General features: G+C 66.0%; 20 protein-coding genes. 9 read left to right on the top strand and 11 right to left on the bottom strand.

Annotated features, from left to right (window positions below; all coding sequences use genetic code 11):
* Positions 1-31: 31 nt before the first annotated feature.
* Both truA and fmt read right to left on the bottom strand, forming a co-directional pair.
* Positions 32-772, bottom strand: a complete 741-nt coding sequence (truA, locus tag P1IM2_RS10700; RefSeq protein ID WP_186402410.1) for a tRNA pseudouridine(38-40) synthase TruA — start codon at positions 770-772, stop codon at positions 32-34.
* On the bottom strand, positions 769-1,689 hold the full coding sequence (gene fmt / locus P1IM2_RS10695) for a methionyl-tRNA formyltransferase (protein WP_186402409.1): 921 nt from the start codon (positions 1,687-1,689) through the stop codon (positions 769-771). The genes truA and fmt overlap by 4 nt, the downstream gene beginning before the upstream one ends.
* 121 nt (positions 1,690-1,810) lie before the next feature.
* Here fmt and recR point away from each other — a divergent pair, with 121 nt between their 5' ends.
* Both recR and def read left to right on the top strand, forming a co-directional pair.
* A complete protein-coding gene (recR, locus tag P1IM2_RS10690) occupies positions 1,811-2,407 on the top strand; it encodes a recombination mediator RecR (protein WP_186402408.1) in 597 nt (198 codons plus the stop codon).
* Positions 2,408-2,438: 31 nt separating this feature from the next.
* Positions 2,439-2,972, top strand: a complete 534-nt coding sequence (gene def / locus P1IM2_RS10685) for a peptide deformylase (protein ID WP_062900349.1) — start codon at positions 2,439-2,441, stop codon at positions 2,970-2,972.
* Between the two features lie 124 nt (positions 2,973-3,096).
* Here def and grpE read toward each other — a convergent pair whose 3' ends face one another.
* From grpE to P1IM2_RS10660, 5 genes are read right to left on the bottom strand one after another with little or no spacing between them, the layout of a single operon-like run.
* Positions 3,097-3,648, bottom strand: a complete 552-nt coding sequence (gene grpE / locus P1IM2_RS10680; RefSeq protein WP_062900348.1) for a nucleotide exchange factor GrpE — start codon at positions 3,646-3,648, stop codon at positions 3,097-3,099.
* A gap of 4 nt (positions 3,649-3,652) precedes the next feature.
* A complete protein-coding gene (gene hrcA, locus P1IM2_RS10675; protein ID WP_062900347.1) occupies positions 3,653-4,696 on the bottom strand; it encodes a heat-inducible transcriptional repressor HrcA in 1,044 nt (347 codons plus the stop codon).
* Positions 4,697-4,705: 9 nt separating this feature from the next.
* Complete coding sequence (locus P1IM2_RS10670; RefSeq protein WP_234179766.1) at positions 4,706-5,893, bottom strand: glycosyltransferase family 1 protein; 1,188 nt, start codon at positions 5,891-5,893, stop codon at positions 4,706-4,708.
* 1 nt (position 5,894) lies between these two features.
* Positions 5,895-6,365: a GtrA family protein gene (locus P1IM2_RS10665; protein WP_186402407.1), complete on the bottom strand. Its 471-nt coding sequence runs from the start codon at positions 6,363-6,365 to the stop codon at positions 5,895-5,897.
* On the bottom strand, positions 6,362-7,057 hold the full coding sequence (locus tag P1IM2_RS10660) for a ferritin-like domain-containing protein (RefSeq protein ID WP_186402406.1): 696 nt from the start codon (positions 7,055-7,057) through the stop codon (positions 6,362-6,364). Before P1IM2_RS10660 ends, P1IM2_RS10665 begins: the two co-directional genes overlap by 4 nt.
* 187 nt (positions 7,058-7,244) lie before the next feature.
* Between P1IM2_RS10660 and P1IM2_RS10655 the strand changes: the two genes are divergently transcribed.
* From P1IM2_RS10655 to P1IM2_RS10635, 5 genes are all read left to right on the top strand, one after another.
* Positions 7,245-8,045 carry a dienelactone hydrolase family protein gene (locus tag P1IM2_RS10655; protein WP_186402405.1) on the top strand — a complete coding sequence of 267 codons (801 nt, stop codon included), beginning with the start codon at positions 7,245-7,247 and terminating at the stop codon, positions 8,043-8,045.
* Between the two features lie 45 nt (positions 8,046-8,090).
* Positions 8,091-8,807, top strand: a complete 717-nt coding sequence (rph, locus tag P1IM2_RS10650) for a ribonuclease PH (protein ID WP_186402404.1) — start codon at positions 8,091-8,093, stop codon at positions 8,805-8,807.
* Between the two features lies 1 nt (position 8,808).
* On the top strand, positions 8,809-9,432 hold the full coding sequence (rdgB, locus tag P1IM2_RS10645) for an RdgB/HAM1 family non-canonical purine NTP pyrophosphatase (protein WP_186402403.1): 624 nt from the start codon (positions 8,809-8,811) through the stop codon (positions 9,430-9,432).
* A gap of 155 nt (positions 9,433-9,587) precedes the next feature.
* Entirely contained in the window at positions 9,588-10,733 is a 1,146-nt protein-coding gene (gene hemW, locus P1IM2_RS10640) for a radical SAM family heme chaperone HemW (protein WP_186402402.1), read from the top strand.
* 109 nt (positions 10,734-10,842) lie between these two features.
* On the top strand, positions 10,843-11,736 hold the full coding sequence (locus P1IM2_RS10635) for a tyrosine-type recombinase/integrase (RefSeq protein WP_186402401.1): 894 nt from the start codon (positions 10,843-10,845) through the stop codon (positions 11,734-11,736).
* Here P1IM2_RS10635 and P1IM2_RS10630 read toward each other — a convergent pair.
* Genes P1IM2_RS10630 through rsmI form a run of 4 tightly spaced genes read right to left on the bottom strand, consistent with a single transcriptional unit; the run spans position 11,733 to position 14,533 of the window.
* Positions 11,733-12,341 (bottom strand): DedA family protein, encoded by a 609-nt coding sequence (locus P1IM2_RS10630; protein WP_003039464.1) that lies wholly within the window; start codon positions 12,339-12,341, stop codon positions 11,733-11,735. The genes P1IM2_RS10635 and P1IM2_RS10630 overlap by 4 nt on opposite strands.
* A 22-nt stretch (positions 12,342-12,363) precedes the next feature.
* The gene (gene gshB, locus P1IM2_RS10625) at positions 12,364-13,314 is read right to left on the bottom strand and encodes a glutathione synthase (protein ID WP_186402400.1); all 951 of its coding nucleotides are present in this window, start codon (positions 13,312-13,314) and stop codon (positions 12,364-12,366) included.
* 11 nt (positions 13,315-13,325) lie between these two features.
* A complete protein-coding gene (locus P1IM2_RS10620) occupies positions 13,326-13,676 on the bottom strand; it encodes a YraN family protein (protein ID WP_186402399.1) in 351 nt (116 codons plus the stop codon).
* Entirely contained in the window at positions 13,673-14,533 is an 861-nt protein-coding gene (gene rsmI, locus P1IM2_RS10615; protein ID WP_186402398.1) for a 16S rRNA (cytidine(1402)-2'-O)-methyltransferase, read from the bottom strand. Before rsmI ends, P1IM2_RS10620 begins: the two co-directional genes overlap by 4 nt.
* 10 nt (positions 14,534-14,543) lie before the next feature.
* Between rsmI and P1IM2_RS10610 the strand changes: the two genes are divergently transcribed.
* Positions 14,544-15,731, top strand: a complete 1,188-nt coding sequence (locus tag P1IM2_RS10610; RefSeq protein ID WP_186402550.1) for a penicillin-binding protein activator — start codon at positions 14,544-14,546, stop codon at positions 15,729-15,731.
* 185 nt (positions 15,732-15,916) lie between these two features.
* Complete coding sequence (gene infC, locus P1IM2_RS10605; RefSeq protein ID WP_003039450.1) at positions 15,917-16,453, top strand: translation initiation factor IF-3; 537 nt, start codon at positions 15,917-15,919, stop codon at positions 16,451-16,453.

Below are 16,453 nucleotides of genomic sequence, written 5' to 3'. Positions count from 1 at the left end.
GCGGTCCGCAAGGGCCGCCCTTTTTCGTGGGTCAGGGATATCTTGCTTCGATGAAATAGAGGCCGTCGGGCGGTGCGTTGAGGCCGAGAGCCTGCCGGTCGGCGGCATCGAGCGCGGCTTTCAGGTCGCGCGCCGACCATTTGCCTTCGCCGACGAGGGCGAGGCAGCCGACCATCGATCGAACCTGATGATGCAGGAAGCTGCGCGCCGCGGCTTCGATGACGATTTCGTCGCCATGGCGGCTGATCGACAGGCGGTCGATCGTCTTCACCGCGCTTTCGGCCTGGCAATGCACCGAGCGGAAGGTGGTGAAATCGTGCCGCCCCACCAGCGCCTGCGCCGCGCCGTGCATCGCTTCGGCGTCGAGCGGCTTTGCAAATTGCCAGGCGAGTCCCTTGTCCCAGGTCAGCGGCGCGCGGCGGTTGACGATGCGATATTCATAGGCGCGGCCGATGCACGAAAAGCGCGCGTGCCAGCCGTCGGCGACCGTCTCGCACGCAAGGATGGCCACCGGCGCGGGGCGAAGCTGGGCGTTCAGCGCTTCCATCAGGCGAAAGGGCTGGATGGCCTTTTCGATGTCGACATGCGCGCGCATCGCGATCGCATGGACCCCGGCGTCGGTGCGCCCGGCGCCGTGAACGGGGGCCGTTTCGGCGGTGATGCGGGTGACGGCTTCCTCGATCGCCTGCTGAACGCTGGGGCCATGCGACTGGCGCTGCCAGCCCATGAACGGGCGGCCGTCATATTCGATGGTGAGGGCGAAGCGGGTCATGCCAGCCGCGTCCCCGCAGCTATCGGTCGACCGCGCAGCAGTTCGGCCGCATCCATTGCCGGCTTGCCCGCGCGCTGCACCCGGGTGGCGCGGATCGCGCCGGGGTTGCAGGCGATGGTCAGCGTATCGTCGAGCGTGACGCCGGGCGCGGCTCCGGCGACGGTGTCGGCGGGATGCACGACATCGGCCGCGAGAATCTTGTACCGCTCGCCCTCCAGCTCGAAAAAGGCGCCGGGTGCCGGGTTGAACGCCCGTATCTGGCGTTCGGTCTGGGTCGCGCTGACCAGAAAATCGAGCCGCGCCTCGCTCTTGTCGATCTTGGCGGCATAGGTGGCGCCGTCATCGGGCTGCGGCGCGGGCGGACAGGCGGACAGGTCGGCCAGCACCTTGACCATCAGCGCCGCGCCCATTGCGGCGAGTTCGTCGGTCAATTCGCCCGCGGTCTTGTCCGCGACCGGTGTGCGGCCGATCAGGCGCATGCCGCCCGTATCGAGCCCGGCATCCATCTGCATGATGGTGACGCCCGTTTCGCTATCGCCCGCCAGAATCGCGCGCTGTACCGGTGCCGCGCCGCGCCAGCGCGGCAGGATCGAGCCATGGACGTTGAGGCAGCCTTCGCGCGGCGCGTCGAGGATCGCCTGCGGCAGAATGAGGCCGTAGGCGGCGACCACCGCGACATCGAGGTCGAGCGCGGCGAATTCGCCCTGCGCTTCTTCGGTCCGCAGGCTCTTCGGCGTGCGGACGGGCAGGCCGTGCGCCTCCGCCCAGAGATGCACCGCGCTCTGCCGAAGTTTCTTGCCCCGCTGCGCCGGGCGCGGCGGCTGGGTGTAAACCGCCACGATCTCATGCCCCGCCGCGTGGAGCGCGGCGAGCGTCGGCACCGCAAACGGCGGCGTTCCCATGAAGACAATGCGCATGGGCAGCGCCTTTGGCGGAGGATGCGATGTTGTGCAAGGTCGATGGCTGGAGATTGCTTTGTCGCTGCGCTCACAATGACGAATGTTGCGGGCCACGCTGTGGGTCATTACCACCCTACCCATGGCGTCCACCGAAATCGAAGCCCTCGTCCAGCAACTCGCCCGGCTCCCGGGCCTTGGCCCGCGGTCGGCGCGGCGCGCGGTGCTGCATCTGATGAAAAAGCGCGAGAGCAGTTTCGCGCCCTTGCTCGCGGCGCTCCAGACCGTGTCCGAGCGGCTGGTGACGTGCGGTATCTGCGGCAATGTCGATACCAGCGACCCCTGCGCGATCTGCGCCGATCCGCGCCGCGACCCGCGCAGCCTGTGCGTGGTCGAGGAAGTGTCGGACCTGTGGGCGCTTGACAAGTCGCGGCTGTTTCCCGGCAAATATCATGTGCTGGGTGGCCGCCTGTCGGCGCTGGAAGGCGTGCGGCCGCAGGATCTGAGCATCGACGCGCTCGTTGCGCGCGTCGCCGCGGGCGGCATCGACGAGGTGGTCCTCGCGATGAACGCGACGCTGGAGGGGCAGACGACGGCGCATTATCTCGCCGAGCGACTGGAGGGCTATTCGGTGCGGCTGACGCAGCTCGCGCATGGTTTGCCGGTGGGCGGCGAACTCGATTATCTCGACGAGGGAACGCTGGCGCAGGCGCTGAGGGCGCGGAGACCGGTCTCTTGACGGAAGCGCCGTCAATCCATACCTCGCACCCATGGCCATCCTACCCATCATAGAGACCCCCGATCCGCGGTTGCGCGTCATTTCAAAGCCCGTCGAGACGTTCGACGCCGAGCTGAAGCAGCTCGTCGCCGACATGTTCGAGACGATGTACGACGCGCCCGGCATCGGGCTGGCGGCGATTCAGGTCGGGGTGCCGAAGCGCATTCTCGTCATCGATCTTCAGGAACCCGATCCCGAGGACGAGGAAGGCAAGAAGGTGATCCGCGAGCCCCGCGTCTTCATCAATCCCGTCTTTTCGGACGAGAGCGAGGAGCATAGCGTCTATCAGGAAGGCTGCCTGTCGGTCCCCGAACAATATGCCGATGTGACGCGTCCCGCCGAAGTCACGGTCGATTGGCAGGACGTGGACGGCAAGCACCACCAGGAGCGCATGACCGGCCTGATGGCAACGTGCATCCAGCACGAGCATGACCATCTGGAAGGTATTCTCTTCATCGACCATCTGTCGCGGCTGAAGCGCGACATGGTGCTGAAGAAGCTCGCGAAGCTGCGCAAGGCGGCCTGAGTGCCCGCGTCGCGATAGTGTGTCCCCGCGAAGGCGGGGACCCATCTTCTGACGGCGCAAATCTGAAACGGTCGGCGATGGACCCCCGCCTTCGCGGGGGAACACGTTGTAATTATACGCGGGGTTATTCCGCCTTCTTCGCGACCCCCACCATCGCGGGGCGCAGCAGGCGGTCCTTCATCATATAGCCAGCCTGCATTTCCTGCACGATCGTGCCGGCGTCCTTGTCGCTGGGGATTTCGAGCATCGCCTGATGCTGGTTCGGGTCGAGCGGCAGGCCGATCGCGGCGATGCGCGTGATGCCGTGGCGTTCGAACACGCTCATCAGTTCGCGCTCGGTCGCCTCGAGCCCCGTGAGCAGCGGCTTGATCGCCTCGTCGGCGCGCTGTTCTTCGCTGAGCGAAGCGAGCGCGCGGCCGAGATTGTCGGCGACCGACAGGATATCGCGCGCGAATTTGGTCGCGGCATAGGCGTGCGCGTCGGCGACTTCCTTTTCGGCGCGGCGGCGCACATTCTGCGTTTCGGCGCGCGCGTAGAGCAGATCCTGCTGCACCGCGGCGAGTTGTTCGGCGAGCTTGCCCGCTTCGTCCTGCGCGGGGGCCTCGGCAGTCGCTGCCGCTTCGGTTTCCGGGGCCTGGCCGTCTTCGACCGGCGTTTCGTTTTCGATGTTCGTCATAACCCTATCGTATCAGTCTTGAGAGCGATTGTGCTGTAAAATCCACCATGGGAACGATGCGCGCATAGTTCAAGCGGGTCGGGCCGATAACCCCGACGACGCCGACCACCCGTCCATCCGATCCGCGATAGGGCGCGGCGATAACCGACGATCCCGACAGCGAAAAGAGCTTGTTCTCCGACCCGATGAAAATGCGCGTCGCGCTGCCTTCGCGCGCGCTGTCGAGCAGGCCGGCGATGTCCTGCTTTGTTTCGAGCTCGTCGAGCAGCTGGCGCACCCGGTCGAGATCGCCGACCGCGCTGTCGTCGAGCAGATTCGCCTGCCCGCGAACGATCAGAACCGGCCGATCGGCGCCGTCGACCGACCAGATGGCCAGCCCGCGCGCGACCAGATCGGCGGCGGCGCGGTCGATCGCGATCCGTTCGTCCTCTATCTCGCGCCGCACCCGCGCCATTGCCTCGGCCAGCGTCAGGCCGCCGAGCATGGCCGAGATATAATTGCCTGCTTCGACCAGCGCCGACGGCACCAATCCGGCGGGCAGGTCGATGACGCGGTTTTCGACCGATCCATCGCCCGCGACGAGGACAACTAGCGCCTGACGGTCGGCCATCGGAACGAAGGCAACCTGTTTGAGCACGCGTTCATGCTTGGGGACGAGGACAAGGCCAGCGCAGGCCGAGAGGCCGGACAGCGTGGCCGTCGCCTGCGCCAGCGCGCTTTCGATCGGGCCGCCTTCGGCGAGGCTCGCCTCGATCTGCGCGCGATCCTCGGCCGAGGGTTCGGCGACCTGCATCATCCCGTCAACGAACAGACGCAGCCCCTGTTCGGTCGGCAGGCGTCCGGCGCTGGTGTGCGGACTCGCGAGCAGACCGAGCTCTTCAAGATCCTGCATGACATTGCGGATCGACGCGGGTGACAGGTTGAGCGTCGCCAGCTTCGAAAGCGTACGCGACCCGACCGGCTGCCCATTTTCCAGATAGGCATCGACGACGAGCCGGAACACATCGCGCGCGCGCGTCGTCAATTCGGTGATCGGCGGGGTCGTCATGGCATGGATTTAGGGATGCGAAGGGGCGGGGGCAAGGATGGCGCTGACGCCGTCGCCGTCCGGCCGGGCCTGCCGAGGCGGCGCGAGGATCGTGCGATAGAGGCGCGCGACGCTTTCGGATGCGGCGTGCCAGGAAAAGGCGGCGCTTCTTGCGCGTGCGGCGGCGCCCATTGCGCGCCGCGCGTCGCCGTCCGCAATGAGCCGAACGAGCGCGTCCGAATAGGCGCGGCGGTCGCCGGGCGCGCATAGATGACCCGTTTCGCCCTCCGCGATCAGCGCGCTCGCGCTCGGCGCGTCGGCGCTGACCACGGGCATGCCCGACGCCATCGCCTCGAGCACGACATTGCCAAAGGCTTCGGTCGTGCTCGGGTTGAGCATGATGTCGGCGCTGGCAACCGCGTGGGCGAGTTCCTGCCCATCAAGATGACCGGTCAGCACCGCGGAGGGGAGCGCAGCAAAGGCCTCGGCCGCCGGTCCTGCGCCCACCACCAGCGGCGTGACTGGGTGGCTGGACAGCAATTCGCGCAATATCGCGACATATTCCTCGACGCCCTTTTCCAGCACCAGGCGGCCGAAGAAGAGGATGACGATCCGGTCGTCGGCGATTCCATGCGCGCGGCGCCATTCGAGACTGCGATGCGACGGCGAGAAAAGGTCGCGATCGACGCCGCGACTCCACAGGCTGACTCGGTCATCGCCGCGCAGCGTGCGCATCTCGTCGACAAGGCCCGGAGTTGGGGCGAGCACATGATGGGCGCGGCGATAGAAACGATGGATGTGACGGTCGACCACCGGCCGCAGCCAGTCGAGGCCGTAATAGCCAAGATAGGTTTCGAACCGCGTGTGCAGGCTGACGACAAGCGGCGTGCCGCGATCGAGGGCGAAGGTCTGCGCGCGGGTGCCGAGAATATCGGGGGTCGCGACATGGATGACGTCGGGAGCGAACCGCGTCAGGTCGCGGCGGGTCGCGCGGGGCAGGCCGAGCGCGAGCCGAAATTCGCTGCGCACCGGCAGCGCGATCGACGGCACCGGGACCAGGTCGCCCGCCGGTTCGAACGCCGGCGTGTCGGTGACGGGGGAATAGACCCGTACCGCGGCGCCCGCATGCTGCTCGAGATGCGCAACAAGGCGGTTGAGCGCCTGGTTCGCGCCTTCGCGCACATAATTGTAATTTCCCGTAAATAGCGCGATTCGCACCTTACACCTGTCGAAAATTGAGCACCGCGTTCAGCACGAACATCGCGAGCCCGGCAAAGACGGACACGATCACGCGGGCGACGAGATAGTGGATGGCGGTCCATTTGAGCAAGGCGGCAAAGAGCAGGATGGTGATCGCCATGCCCACCCCCGCATTGACCAGAAAGATCAGATAGCCCGACCCGATGGCGCGATCGGTGCCGCGAAATATCCACGAACGGCCGAGCGCATAGTGCAGGCTGTTCGAAGTCAGAAAGCCGATCGCCGCCGCGGGGACCGCCTGCATCCTGCCCCATTGCACCAGGCCCCAGAGCACGGCGAGCCCGACCAGAAAGACGGCGCTGCTGACCGCCGTGTTCTTGAGCAGCATGCCGCCGACGCGGCGATTGAACAGGCGCGACGCCAGCCCGGCTTCGCCCGCCGGAGCCTGTCCGTTGGCGGGCAGTTCCACCCCTCCGCTATAGTCGGTCATGCAGCAGCGTGGGCGCGAGCGGGGAGCGGGTGATCGCCATAGGCTTCATCATCGCGCGCATCGGGCCAGGCGGTGCGGCGCCCCACCCAGGGGTTGAGGAAAAGCCACGGCAGCTTGATGAACAGCAATTCGGAATGGATGAAAGCATCGATCGCCCGTTCCCACCAGCGCGGGCGCCGGCGCCCGTGCGCGACGAGCCACGCCTCATAGGGGGCCCAATGGCTCGGTTCGTCCTTGTGGATGATCCGGAAAATCCGCGTCAGGATCGGATCGTCGAGCACGAAACGGTTTTTCAGCAGGGTTTCGACCTGTTTGTAACCGCGCCGTTCGGTCAGCGCGATAACGCGGCAAAGGCGTTCGAACAACTCGTCGCGATCGATGACCGCCTGCGTATCGAGCTTGTCGATCGGCGTGCGAAAAATGATTTCGACGAAGCGGTCGATATGCCCGAAGGTGCGATCCACATCGAGCGGCATTGAACCGCGCCGTTCGAACCAGCGGCGAAACATCATATAATGTTTGCGCTCGTCGACGCGGTGGCTTTCGATCGCGGCGATCAAGGCCAGATCGTCGGGCGTCCGCGCGCGAACCGCTTCGATAACCCGGTCGATCGCCGTATAGCCACGATGTTCGTTATAAATATAGATCGACCCGAGTACGAGCAGATAGCGTTCGCGCAACCAGCGCAGCATAGGCATCTCCCACCAAAGCGACTGATTATCACCCTTCGCGGCGCTAGTCGAATGGCGCTACGACGCCTCACCGTATTGCGATACCGAAATTGGGCCGAGCGCGCGACGAAAACAGGTGCATCGGGCGCATCTTCTGCCTAGCCTTTGCCCAGACCCAGGGGGCGACCGGGGGGGGGGGGAGAGAAATATGACCACACGACCGCTCGATCGCGACGATCCGCTCGACGATTTCGACCGGCGGATGATCCGCCTGCTCGGCACCGACCGGCTCGTCTATGTGACGGGCGGCGGCCCGGCGGTGATCGTGATGACCGAAATGCCGGGAATCAGCCCGCATGTCGCGCGGTTCGCGCGCTGGGTCCGCGATGCGGGCTTCACTGTCTATATGCCGCATATCTTCGGGAAGGACGGCGCCGTGCCGCGCATGCCGGGCGCGCTGCTCACGATGATCGGGGGTTGCATCAGCCGCCAGTTCCGCGCCTTTCAGGCGAATGAAAGCTCGCCCGCGACGCGGTGGCTGCGCGCGCTCGCGGCGCTGGCGCATGAAGAATGCGGCGGCAAGGGCGTCGGGGCGATCGGTATGTGCTTCACCGGCAATTTCGCGCTGTCGATGATGCTTGAGCCCGCGGTGCTGGCGCCGGTGCTCGCGCAGCCTTCGCTGCCGCTGAATGATCCCGCGGGGATGCATATCGCACCCGATGAACTGGCGGCGGTGAAGGCGCGGATGGAGGCCGAGGATCTGACCGTACTCGCCTATCGCTTTGCGGGCGATAAGTTCTGCAAAGCGGCGCGCTTTGCGGCGTATGCGGACGCGCTGGGCGAGCGCTTCGTCGGCCGCGTCCTGCCCGACGAGGCGGCGAACCCCGACAGTCCGATGAAGAACCCGCACAGCGTCGTCACCATCCACCTGATCGACGAGGCAGGCCAGCCGACGGTGCAGGCGCGCGACGAAATCCTCGATTTCTTCAAGATGCGGTTGAGTGGATGACGGCGCGCGCCTAAGAGCCGCGCCTTCAAAGATGAAAGGAATATCATGCGACCCTCCGGCCGCGCGCCCGACCAGATGCGCCCCATCGCCATCGAAACCGAATTCACCATCCACGCCGAAGGCAGCGTGCTGGTGAGCTTCGGCAACACCAAGGTGCTTGTCACCGCCAGCGTCGAGGAAAAGGTGCCGCCCTTCCTGCGCGGCAAGGGCCAGGGCTGGGTGACCGCCGAATATGGCATGCTGCCCCGCGCGACGCACACACGCGGCAGCCGCGAGGCGGCGAAGGGAAAGCAGTCGGGACGGACGCAGGAAATTCAGCGGCTTATCGGGCGCAGCTTGCGCGCCGTCGTCGATATGAAGAAGCTCGGCGAGCGCCAGATCGTGATCGATTGCGACGTGATCCAGGCCGACGGCGGCACGCGCACGGCGTCGATCTCGGGTGCGTGGGTCGCGCTGCGCCTCGCGGTCGACAAGCTGATCGCGGCCAAGGCGATTGCCGAAGATCCGATCGAGGACAAGGTCGCGGCGATTTCGTGCGGCATGTATCAGGGCGCCGCCGTCCTTGACCTCGATTATGACGAGGATTCGAACGCCGAAGCCGACGGCAATTTCGTGCTGACCGGCAAGGGCCAGATCGTCGAAGTGCAGGCGAGCGCCGAAGGCGCGACCTATGACGAGGAAGGCCTGCTGCGCCTCCTCCGCCTCGCGCGCATCGGCTGCGGCGAGATTTTCGCGGCGCAGGCGAAGGCGGTGGGACGCTGACATGACGCGCCAGCTCGCTCCCGGCAAACTCGTCATCGCGAGCCATAATGCGGGCAAGGTGCGCGAAATTCGCGCGCTGCTGTTGCCTTATGGCATCGAACCGGTGTCGGCGAGCGACCTCGGCCTTCCCGAACCCGCCGAAACCGGGACGACCTTCGCCGAGAATGCGTTGTTGAAGGCGCATGCGAGTGCGTCGGCTTCGGGTCATCCCGCGCTTGCGGATGACAGCGGGCTAGAAGTAGCGGCGCTGGGCGGGCGGCCCGGCGTCTATACGGCCGACTGGGCCGAGCGGCAGTGGTTCGAGGGCGAAAAGGGCCGCGACTGGTATATGGCGATGGGCAAGGTCGAGGGGTTGCTCGCCGAGCAAGGACCGGACGTCGACCGCAGCGCCTGTTTCGTTTGCACGCTGGCGCTCGCCTGGCCCGACGGGCATGCCGAGATTTTCGAGGGGCGGGCAGGCGGCAGCCTGACCTGGCCGCCGCGCGGTACGCTGGGGTTCGGTTATGATCCGGTCTTCGTGCCGACTGGCAAGTCCCTGACTTATGCCGAGATCGATCCGGCCGAGAAACATGCGATCAGCCACCGGGCCGATGCTTTTGCGAAGCTGGTGGCGGGGGTGTTTTAGAGCGCTGGCGTCCCGAGTTTCGTCGTCCTGAACTTGTTTCAGGGTCCATGGGCCACCCCTGTCTTTGAACACCGCACGAAAATCGAGCTCGGGCCAGGGATGCTGAAACGAGTTCAGCATGACGAAGTGAGATGGGCATCGCTATATTCCTTGGTATGACCGAACCGCTCGCCCTGTATGTCCATTGGCCCTTTTGCGTCAGCAAATGCCCCTATTGCGACTTCAACAGCCATGTCCGCGAAAGCGTCGATCAGGCGGTCTGGCGCGATGCGTTGCTTGCCGATTTGCGGCATGAGGCGGCGCTGTTGCCGGGGCGGCGGGTGTCGTCGATCTTCTTCGGAGGCGGCACGCCCAGCCTGATGCCGCCTGCGACGGTGGCGGCGGTGATCGCCGAGGCGGCGGCGCTGTGGGGCCTGACCGACGACTGCGAGATCACGCTGGAGGCCAATCCGAACTCGGTCGAGGTTGCCGCCTTCGCCGATCTTGCGGCTGCGGGGGTCAATCGGGTGTCGATCGGGGTTCAGAGCTTCGATCCGCAAGTGCTTGAATTTCTGGGGCGCGCGCACGGCGGCGACGAGGCACGACGGGCGATTGCGGCAGCGCAGGCGCATTTCCGCCGAGCCAGCTTCGACCTTATCTACGCGCGGCCGGGGCAAGGGCTTGCCGATTGGGAGCGCGAACTTGCCGATGCGCTGGGGTTCGGCACCGGGCACCTTTCGCTCTATCAATTGACCATCGAACCCGGCACGCGCTTCGCGACGCTCGCTTCCAGGGGCGAGCTTCGCCTGCCCGACGGCGATGCGGCCGCGGACCTGTTCGACGCGACGCAGGCGATGACGCGCGCGGCGGGGCTGCCGCGTTACGAAGTGTCGAACCATGCACGGCCGGGCGAGGAAAGCCGCCATAATCTGACCTATTGGCGCTACGGCGATTATGCTGGGGTCGGGCCTGGCGCGCATGGACGGCGGCTTGCCCAGGCGAGCGAGCGCCACAAGAAGCCCGAGAATTTCATCACGGCGGTCGAACGCAACGGCCACGGCCTGAAGGTCGAGACCGACCTGCCGCCGCACGAACGCGCGACCGAGGCGATGCTGATGGGCCTGCGGCTGAGCGAGGGCATCGATCTGGCGCGGATCGAGGCACGGAGCGGGTTGGGGCGCGACGCGTTCGTCGATGCCGCCGCGGTGGCGCGGCTGATCGGGCAGGGGCTGATGCGGCAGGCCGGCGACCGGCTGGGCGTGACCGACGATGGTATATTGCTGCTCGACTCGATCCTTTCCGAGGTGGTGCGAACAGGCTAGACGACTGCAAAGCCCGTTTGCCCTGAGCTTGTCGAAGGGCCGTTCTTCTCTTTTGAAGGCTGAAAGAAGGGACGGGGCTTCGACAAGCTCAGCCCGAACGGAGTGGGTTTTGGTTGACCTCCTGATCCGCGACTGGGACGCCCATCTGGCGGATGAAAAGCGCCGGTCGGACCATACGCGGCGCGCCTATATTGCGACCGCCGAGCGCTTTTGCGGCTTTCTGGCGCATCATCGCGGCGGGGCAGTCGATGCGCGCATGCTGAAAGGCCTGACCCCGAACGATCTGCGCTCCTATCTTGCCGATCGCCGGGCCGACGGGCTGGGCAATGCCTCGGCCGCGCGCGAATTGTCGGCGCTGCGCAGCTTTCTGCGCTTCGTCGGCGGGTCGAACGCCAGCGTACCGCAGATGCGCGGCCCGCGCGTCAAAAAGGGACTGCCGCGCCCGGTCGCGCCGGCCGAGGTGATGCAGCTTGCGCAGGATGTCGAGGACAATGCCCGCGAAGCCTGGGTCGGCGCGCGCGATTTTGCCTTGCTGCTGCTGCTCTATGGCGCGGGTCTGCGCATCGGAGAAGCGCTGTCGCTATCGGGCGCAGCGCTGCCGCTCGGTGAAACGCTGCGCGTGACCGGCAAGCGCGGCAAGACGCGGATCGTGCCGATCCTGCCTGCGGTCGCGGCGGCGGTCGCACGCTATGCTGCGGCCTGCCCCTGGCCGATGGGCAAGGATGCGCCGCTGTTCGTCGGCGCGCGCGGCGGGCCGCTGCAACCGGGTGTGGTGCGCGCCAGCGTGCGGCAGGCGCGCCGCGCGCTCGGCCTGCCCGAGCGCACGACGCCGCACGCGCTGCGCCACAGCTTCGCAACGCATCTGCTGGCGGGCGGGGCCGATTTGCGCAGCCTGCAGGAACTCTTGGGCCATGCGAGTCTGGCATCGACGCAGATATACACCGCAGTCGATGCCGCGCATCTGCTCGACGTCTATCGCAGCGCCCACCCGCGCGCCGGTTAGTCGCGGCGGTGCTTGGGTTTCCAAGTGAAGACGCGCCAGAAGTAGAGAAGGACCAGCGAGCCGATCGCGACGAGCGCGAGCGGGCCAACGAACTGTTCGATATCGGCGAACTGCTTGCCGAACCAGTTGCCCGCACCGGCGAGCGCGGCGATCCAGATTGTCGATCCGGCAGCGGTCCACAGCAGGAATTTCGCCTGATTCATATGGACCATCCCCGCGGGCAGCGAAACCATCGTCCGCGCGACGGGCATGAAGCGCGCGACGAAGACGATGCCCGGACCATATCGGACGAAGCCCGCGTGCAGCCGCTCGACCTCGTGCCAGTCGAGCGTCAGCCAGCGGCCGTGGCGGTCGATAAAGGGCTTCAGCCGCTTGTAGCCGATCCAGCGCCCGATCGCATACCACACCCAATTGCCCGCAGTGGTGCCGGCGACCGCGACCGCGACGAGGGTCCAGAAGTCGAAGCGCCCTTGCGCGACCGCGATGCCGCCCAGTCCCATGATGACTTCGGACGGGACGGGCGGGAAGACGTTTTCGAGGAACATCAGGACGGCAATGCCCCAATATCCCCACGCCTGAATTAGATCGAGGATGAATTCGGTCATGGATGGCAAACGCGGTGGCGGCTCAAGCGATCCGGCGTTCTATCGCATCCCAGATCATGCCGGCCGTATCGCTGTTGTTGAAACGGTCGATCGCGACGATCCCGGTCGGCGAGGTGACGTTGATTTCGGTGAGCCATTCGCCGCCGATCACATCGATACCGACGAAGATCAGGCCGCGTTCCTTGAGCTGCGGGCCGAGCGCGGCGCAGATTTCCTGCTCGCGCGGCGTCAAATCAGCCGCTTCGGCATAGCCGCCGACGGCAAGGTTCGACCGGAATTCGCCTTCGCCGGGCTTGCGGTTGATCGCGCCGGCCACGTCGCCGTCGACCAGAACGATCCGCTTGTCGCCTTTGGACACGCTGGGCAGGAATTGCTGGACCATGAAGGGTTCGGGCCAGACCTGACCGAAAAGTTCGACCAGCGCGCCCAGATTGCTGCCGTCAGCGTCGATACGGAACACCGCCTTGCCGCCGTTGCCGTGCAGCGGCTTGACGACGACGGCGCCGTGGCGCGCCTGAAAATCCTTCACCGCGTCAAGATCGCGCGTAACCATCGTCGGCGGCATGAATTGCGGGAAATCGAGCACGAAGACCTTTTCGGGCGCGTTACGCACCGAAACCGGATCATTGACCACCAGCGTTTCGCCCCGAATGCGTTCGAGCAACCAGGTGCCGGTAAGATAGCCGAGGTCGAAGGGCGGATCCTGCCGCATCAGCACGACATCGACATCGCGACCAAGGTCGATCGTCACCGGATCGCCGAAGCGGTAATGCGCGCTGGTCTCGCGCTTGACGTCGAGCACGGGGTGCGCCCGTGTCGTCAGCCGTCCGGCCTCCCAGGTCAGCCCGCGCACATCGTAGTGATAGAGGGTGTAGCCGCGTTCGAGCGCTTTCAGCATCAACGCGAAACTGCTGTCACCGCCTATATTGATGCCATCCATCGGGTCCATTTGAACCGCCGCGCGCAGGGTCATTCCGTCTTCCTTCAGGGCTGCCAGACGTGGACCAGATGGCGAGGCAAGCGCCCCGGCGCAAGGAGCATCACGTCGATGCGAATATCATCATCGGGTCGCGCAAAGCGCGCGCTGAGCATTTCTGCGGCTGCCGCGACGCGGCGCAAGCGAAATTCGTCGATCGCCATATCGAGGTCGGCGGCGTGGTCGCGCCATTTCACTTCGACGAAAGCGAGGGGGCGGCCGCGCCGCGCCACCAGATCGACTTCGCCCGCGGGAACGCGCAACCGTTCGCCCAGGATACGCCAGCCATGCAGGCGCAGCCACCAGGCGGCGCGCCGCTCGTCCCGGCGTCCGCGCGTTTCGGCGGCGGCGCGGTTCAAGCGCGATCCCTAAGCGCGAGCGCGCGCGCATAGACTGCGTGACGGTCAAGCCCGAAGCGCTTGGCGACGGCCTTGGCGGCTTTGGCCACCGTCTGCTCGTCCAGCGCATCGCGCAGCGCCGCGTCGATCGCTGCGTCGTCGGCAGCTTCGACGGCCTGCTCCTGGGGCGGGCCGACCATCACGACGATTTCGCCTTTTGGCGGTGCGTCGGCGTAGCGCGCGGCGAGATCTTCGAGCGAGCCGGTGACACATTCTTCGTATAATTTGCTGATTTCGCGCGCGACCGCCGCCTCGCGATTGCCGAGGCCGGCGGCGAGCGCGGTCAGGGTCGCGGCGAGGCGTGGCCCGCTTTCGTAGAAGACGAGTGTGGCGCGCAGAGCGGCGAATTCGGCGATCGTGTCGGCGCGTGCCTTGGCCTTGTTCGGCAGGAAGCCCGCAAAAAGAAAGCGATCGCTCGGCAGGCCCGACAGGGTGATGGCGGCGATCGCCGCGCAGGGGCCGGGCAGGGTGGTGATCGCCCGTCCCGCCGCGCGCGCATCGCGCACCAGCTTGTAGCCGGGATCCGAAATCAGCGGGGTTCCCGCGTCGGACACCAACACGACGACTTCGTCCGCCATCCGGGCAACCAGCGCCGCACGGGCGCGTTCGTCGCTATGATCGTGATAGGGGGTCATCGGAACACGCAAACCCAGATGTGCGAGCAGCTTTGCCGTGACGCGCGTGTCCTCCGCCGCGATCACGTCGGCGCGCGCAAGCACCGCCGCGGCGCGCGGGGTGATGTCGCCAAGGTTGCCGATGGGCGTCGCGACGATATAGAGACCGGGCAAGGGAGATATAGAGATGGTCGAATCCGGCATGGCGTCAGAGATGGCAGAAACGACGCGCGAGCGCCAAGGGAATGCGTCGCCGCGGCGGCAATTGCTGCGCGGTATCGCGACGCTGGCGCTTGGCGGGCTGCTCGCCGCATGCCAGGTGGTGCCGAAGACCAGCGGTCCGGCGACCCCACCGCCGCCCGACAAGCCCGCCGACAATGTCGGCCCCGGCCTGCCGACCGATACCGACCGCCACCGCGTCGCGCTGCTCGTTCCGCAGACGGGAACCAACGCCGATGTCGGCATGGCGATCGCCAATGCGACGACGATGGCGCTGCTCGATACCAAGGCCGACAAGGTCCGCATCACGACGTATGACACCGCGCTGGGCGCCGCCGCGGCCGCGAAGCAGGCGGTGGCCGACGGCAACAAGCTGATCCTCGGCCCGCTGCTCAGCGAGGATGTGACAGCAGTGGCGCCGATCGCGCGGGCGGCGAAGGTGCCCGTCATCAGCTTTTCGAACGACAGCAGCGTCGCGGGCAACGGGGTCTTCATCATGGGCTTCGTCCCCGGCCAGTCGGTCGAGCGGGTCGTGAGTTTTGCCCGCGCCAAGGGGCAGCAGCGCTTCGGCGCGCTGATCCCCAAGAATCTTTATGGTGAGCGTTCGATGGCGGCATTCAAGGCGGCGGTCGCCAATGCGGGCGGAACGCTCGTCGCGACCGAAACCTATGACCGCAGCGCCGCGGCGTTGACGGGTGCGGCGCGCCGTCTGGCGAGCGCCGGTGCGATGGACGCGGTGCTGATCGCCGATGTCGGCGGCAATGCGGTGCGCGCGGTTCCGATCATCAAGGGCGCGGGACAGCGCCAGATCCTCGGCACCGAATTGTGGAACACCGATGCCACCTTGGGCGGCAATCCGGCAATGCGCGGTGCGTGGTTCGCCAGCGTTTCAGATGGCCTCTACGGCCAGCTTGCCACCAAATATCGCACACGGTTCGGCAAGGCGCCCTATCGTCTGGCCAGCCTCGGCTATGATTCGGTGCTGCTGACGGTGCGCATTGCGCGTGACTGGAAGCCGGGGACCAACTTTCCCGCCGGACGCCTGATGGCGGCGGATGGATTCGGCGGCATCGACGGCATCTTCCGCTTCAACGACCGCGGCATCGCGATCCGCGCGCTGGAGGTCAGCGAGGTGGGAGCGGGCGGCTTCCGTGTGATCGACCCCGCACCCGCCAAATGGTAGGGTCCGGATCCTAGGGGCAGCGGGCGTGGCATAGCCGCCACAGTCGGACGAAAACCGCCCGCAAATTGCGCACGGCAACCTTTACGCCGCGCCAATGTTCATTATATGTGCACCGCGCGCGCGTTTGCGCGCCCGCTGCGCATACGAACTGAAACGACACAGGAGATACAGCTATACGCCCGCCCATGACCCGCCGCCCGCTGGCGCCAATGCCGCCGAAGAACGGCCCGCGATACAATGAATTCATCGCCTCGCCCAAGGTCCGTGTGATCGACGAGGAAGGCGAAAATCTGGGCGTAATGCTGACTGCTGAAGCGATCGAACAGGCGGCCGAAGTCGGCCTCGATCTGGTCGAAGTATCCCCCAACGCCGATCCGCCGGTGTGCAAGTTCCTGGATGTGGGCAAGTATAAATACGAAGCCCAGAAGAAGGCCAATGCGGCCCGCAAGACGCAGAAGACCCAGGAAATCAAAGAGATCAAGATGCGTCCGAACATCGACGATCATGATTTCGAAGTGAAGATGAAGAAGGTCTTCGACTTCCTCGAGGAAGGCGACAAGGTCAAGATGACCATGCGCTTCCGCGGCCGCGAAATGAGCCATACGCAGCTCGGCCTCAACGTGCTGCAGCGCGTGGCGGAGATGACGGCAGAGATCGCCAAGGTCGAGGCGCATCCGCGCACCGAAGGGCGTCAGATGCTGATGGTGCTCGCGCCTAAATAG

This window comes from Sphingopyxis sp. P1IMeth2, from assembly GCF_900185685.1.
GTDB classification, from domain to species: Bacteria; Pseudomonadota; Alphaproteobacteria; order Sphingomonadales; family Sphingomonadaceae; genus Sphingopyxis; species Sphingopyxis terrae_A.
The sequence above is the reverse complement of the archived record's forward strand: the minus strand, read 5'-3'. Positions and strand labels throughout refer to the sequence as shown.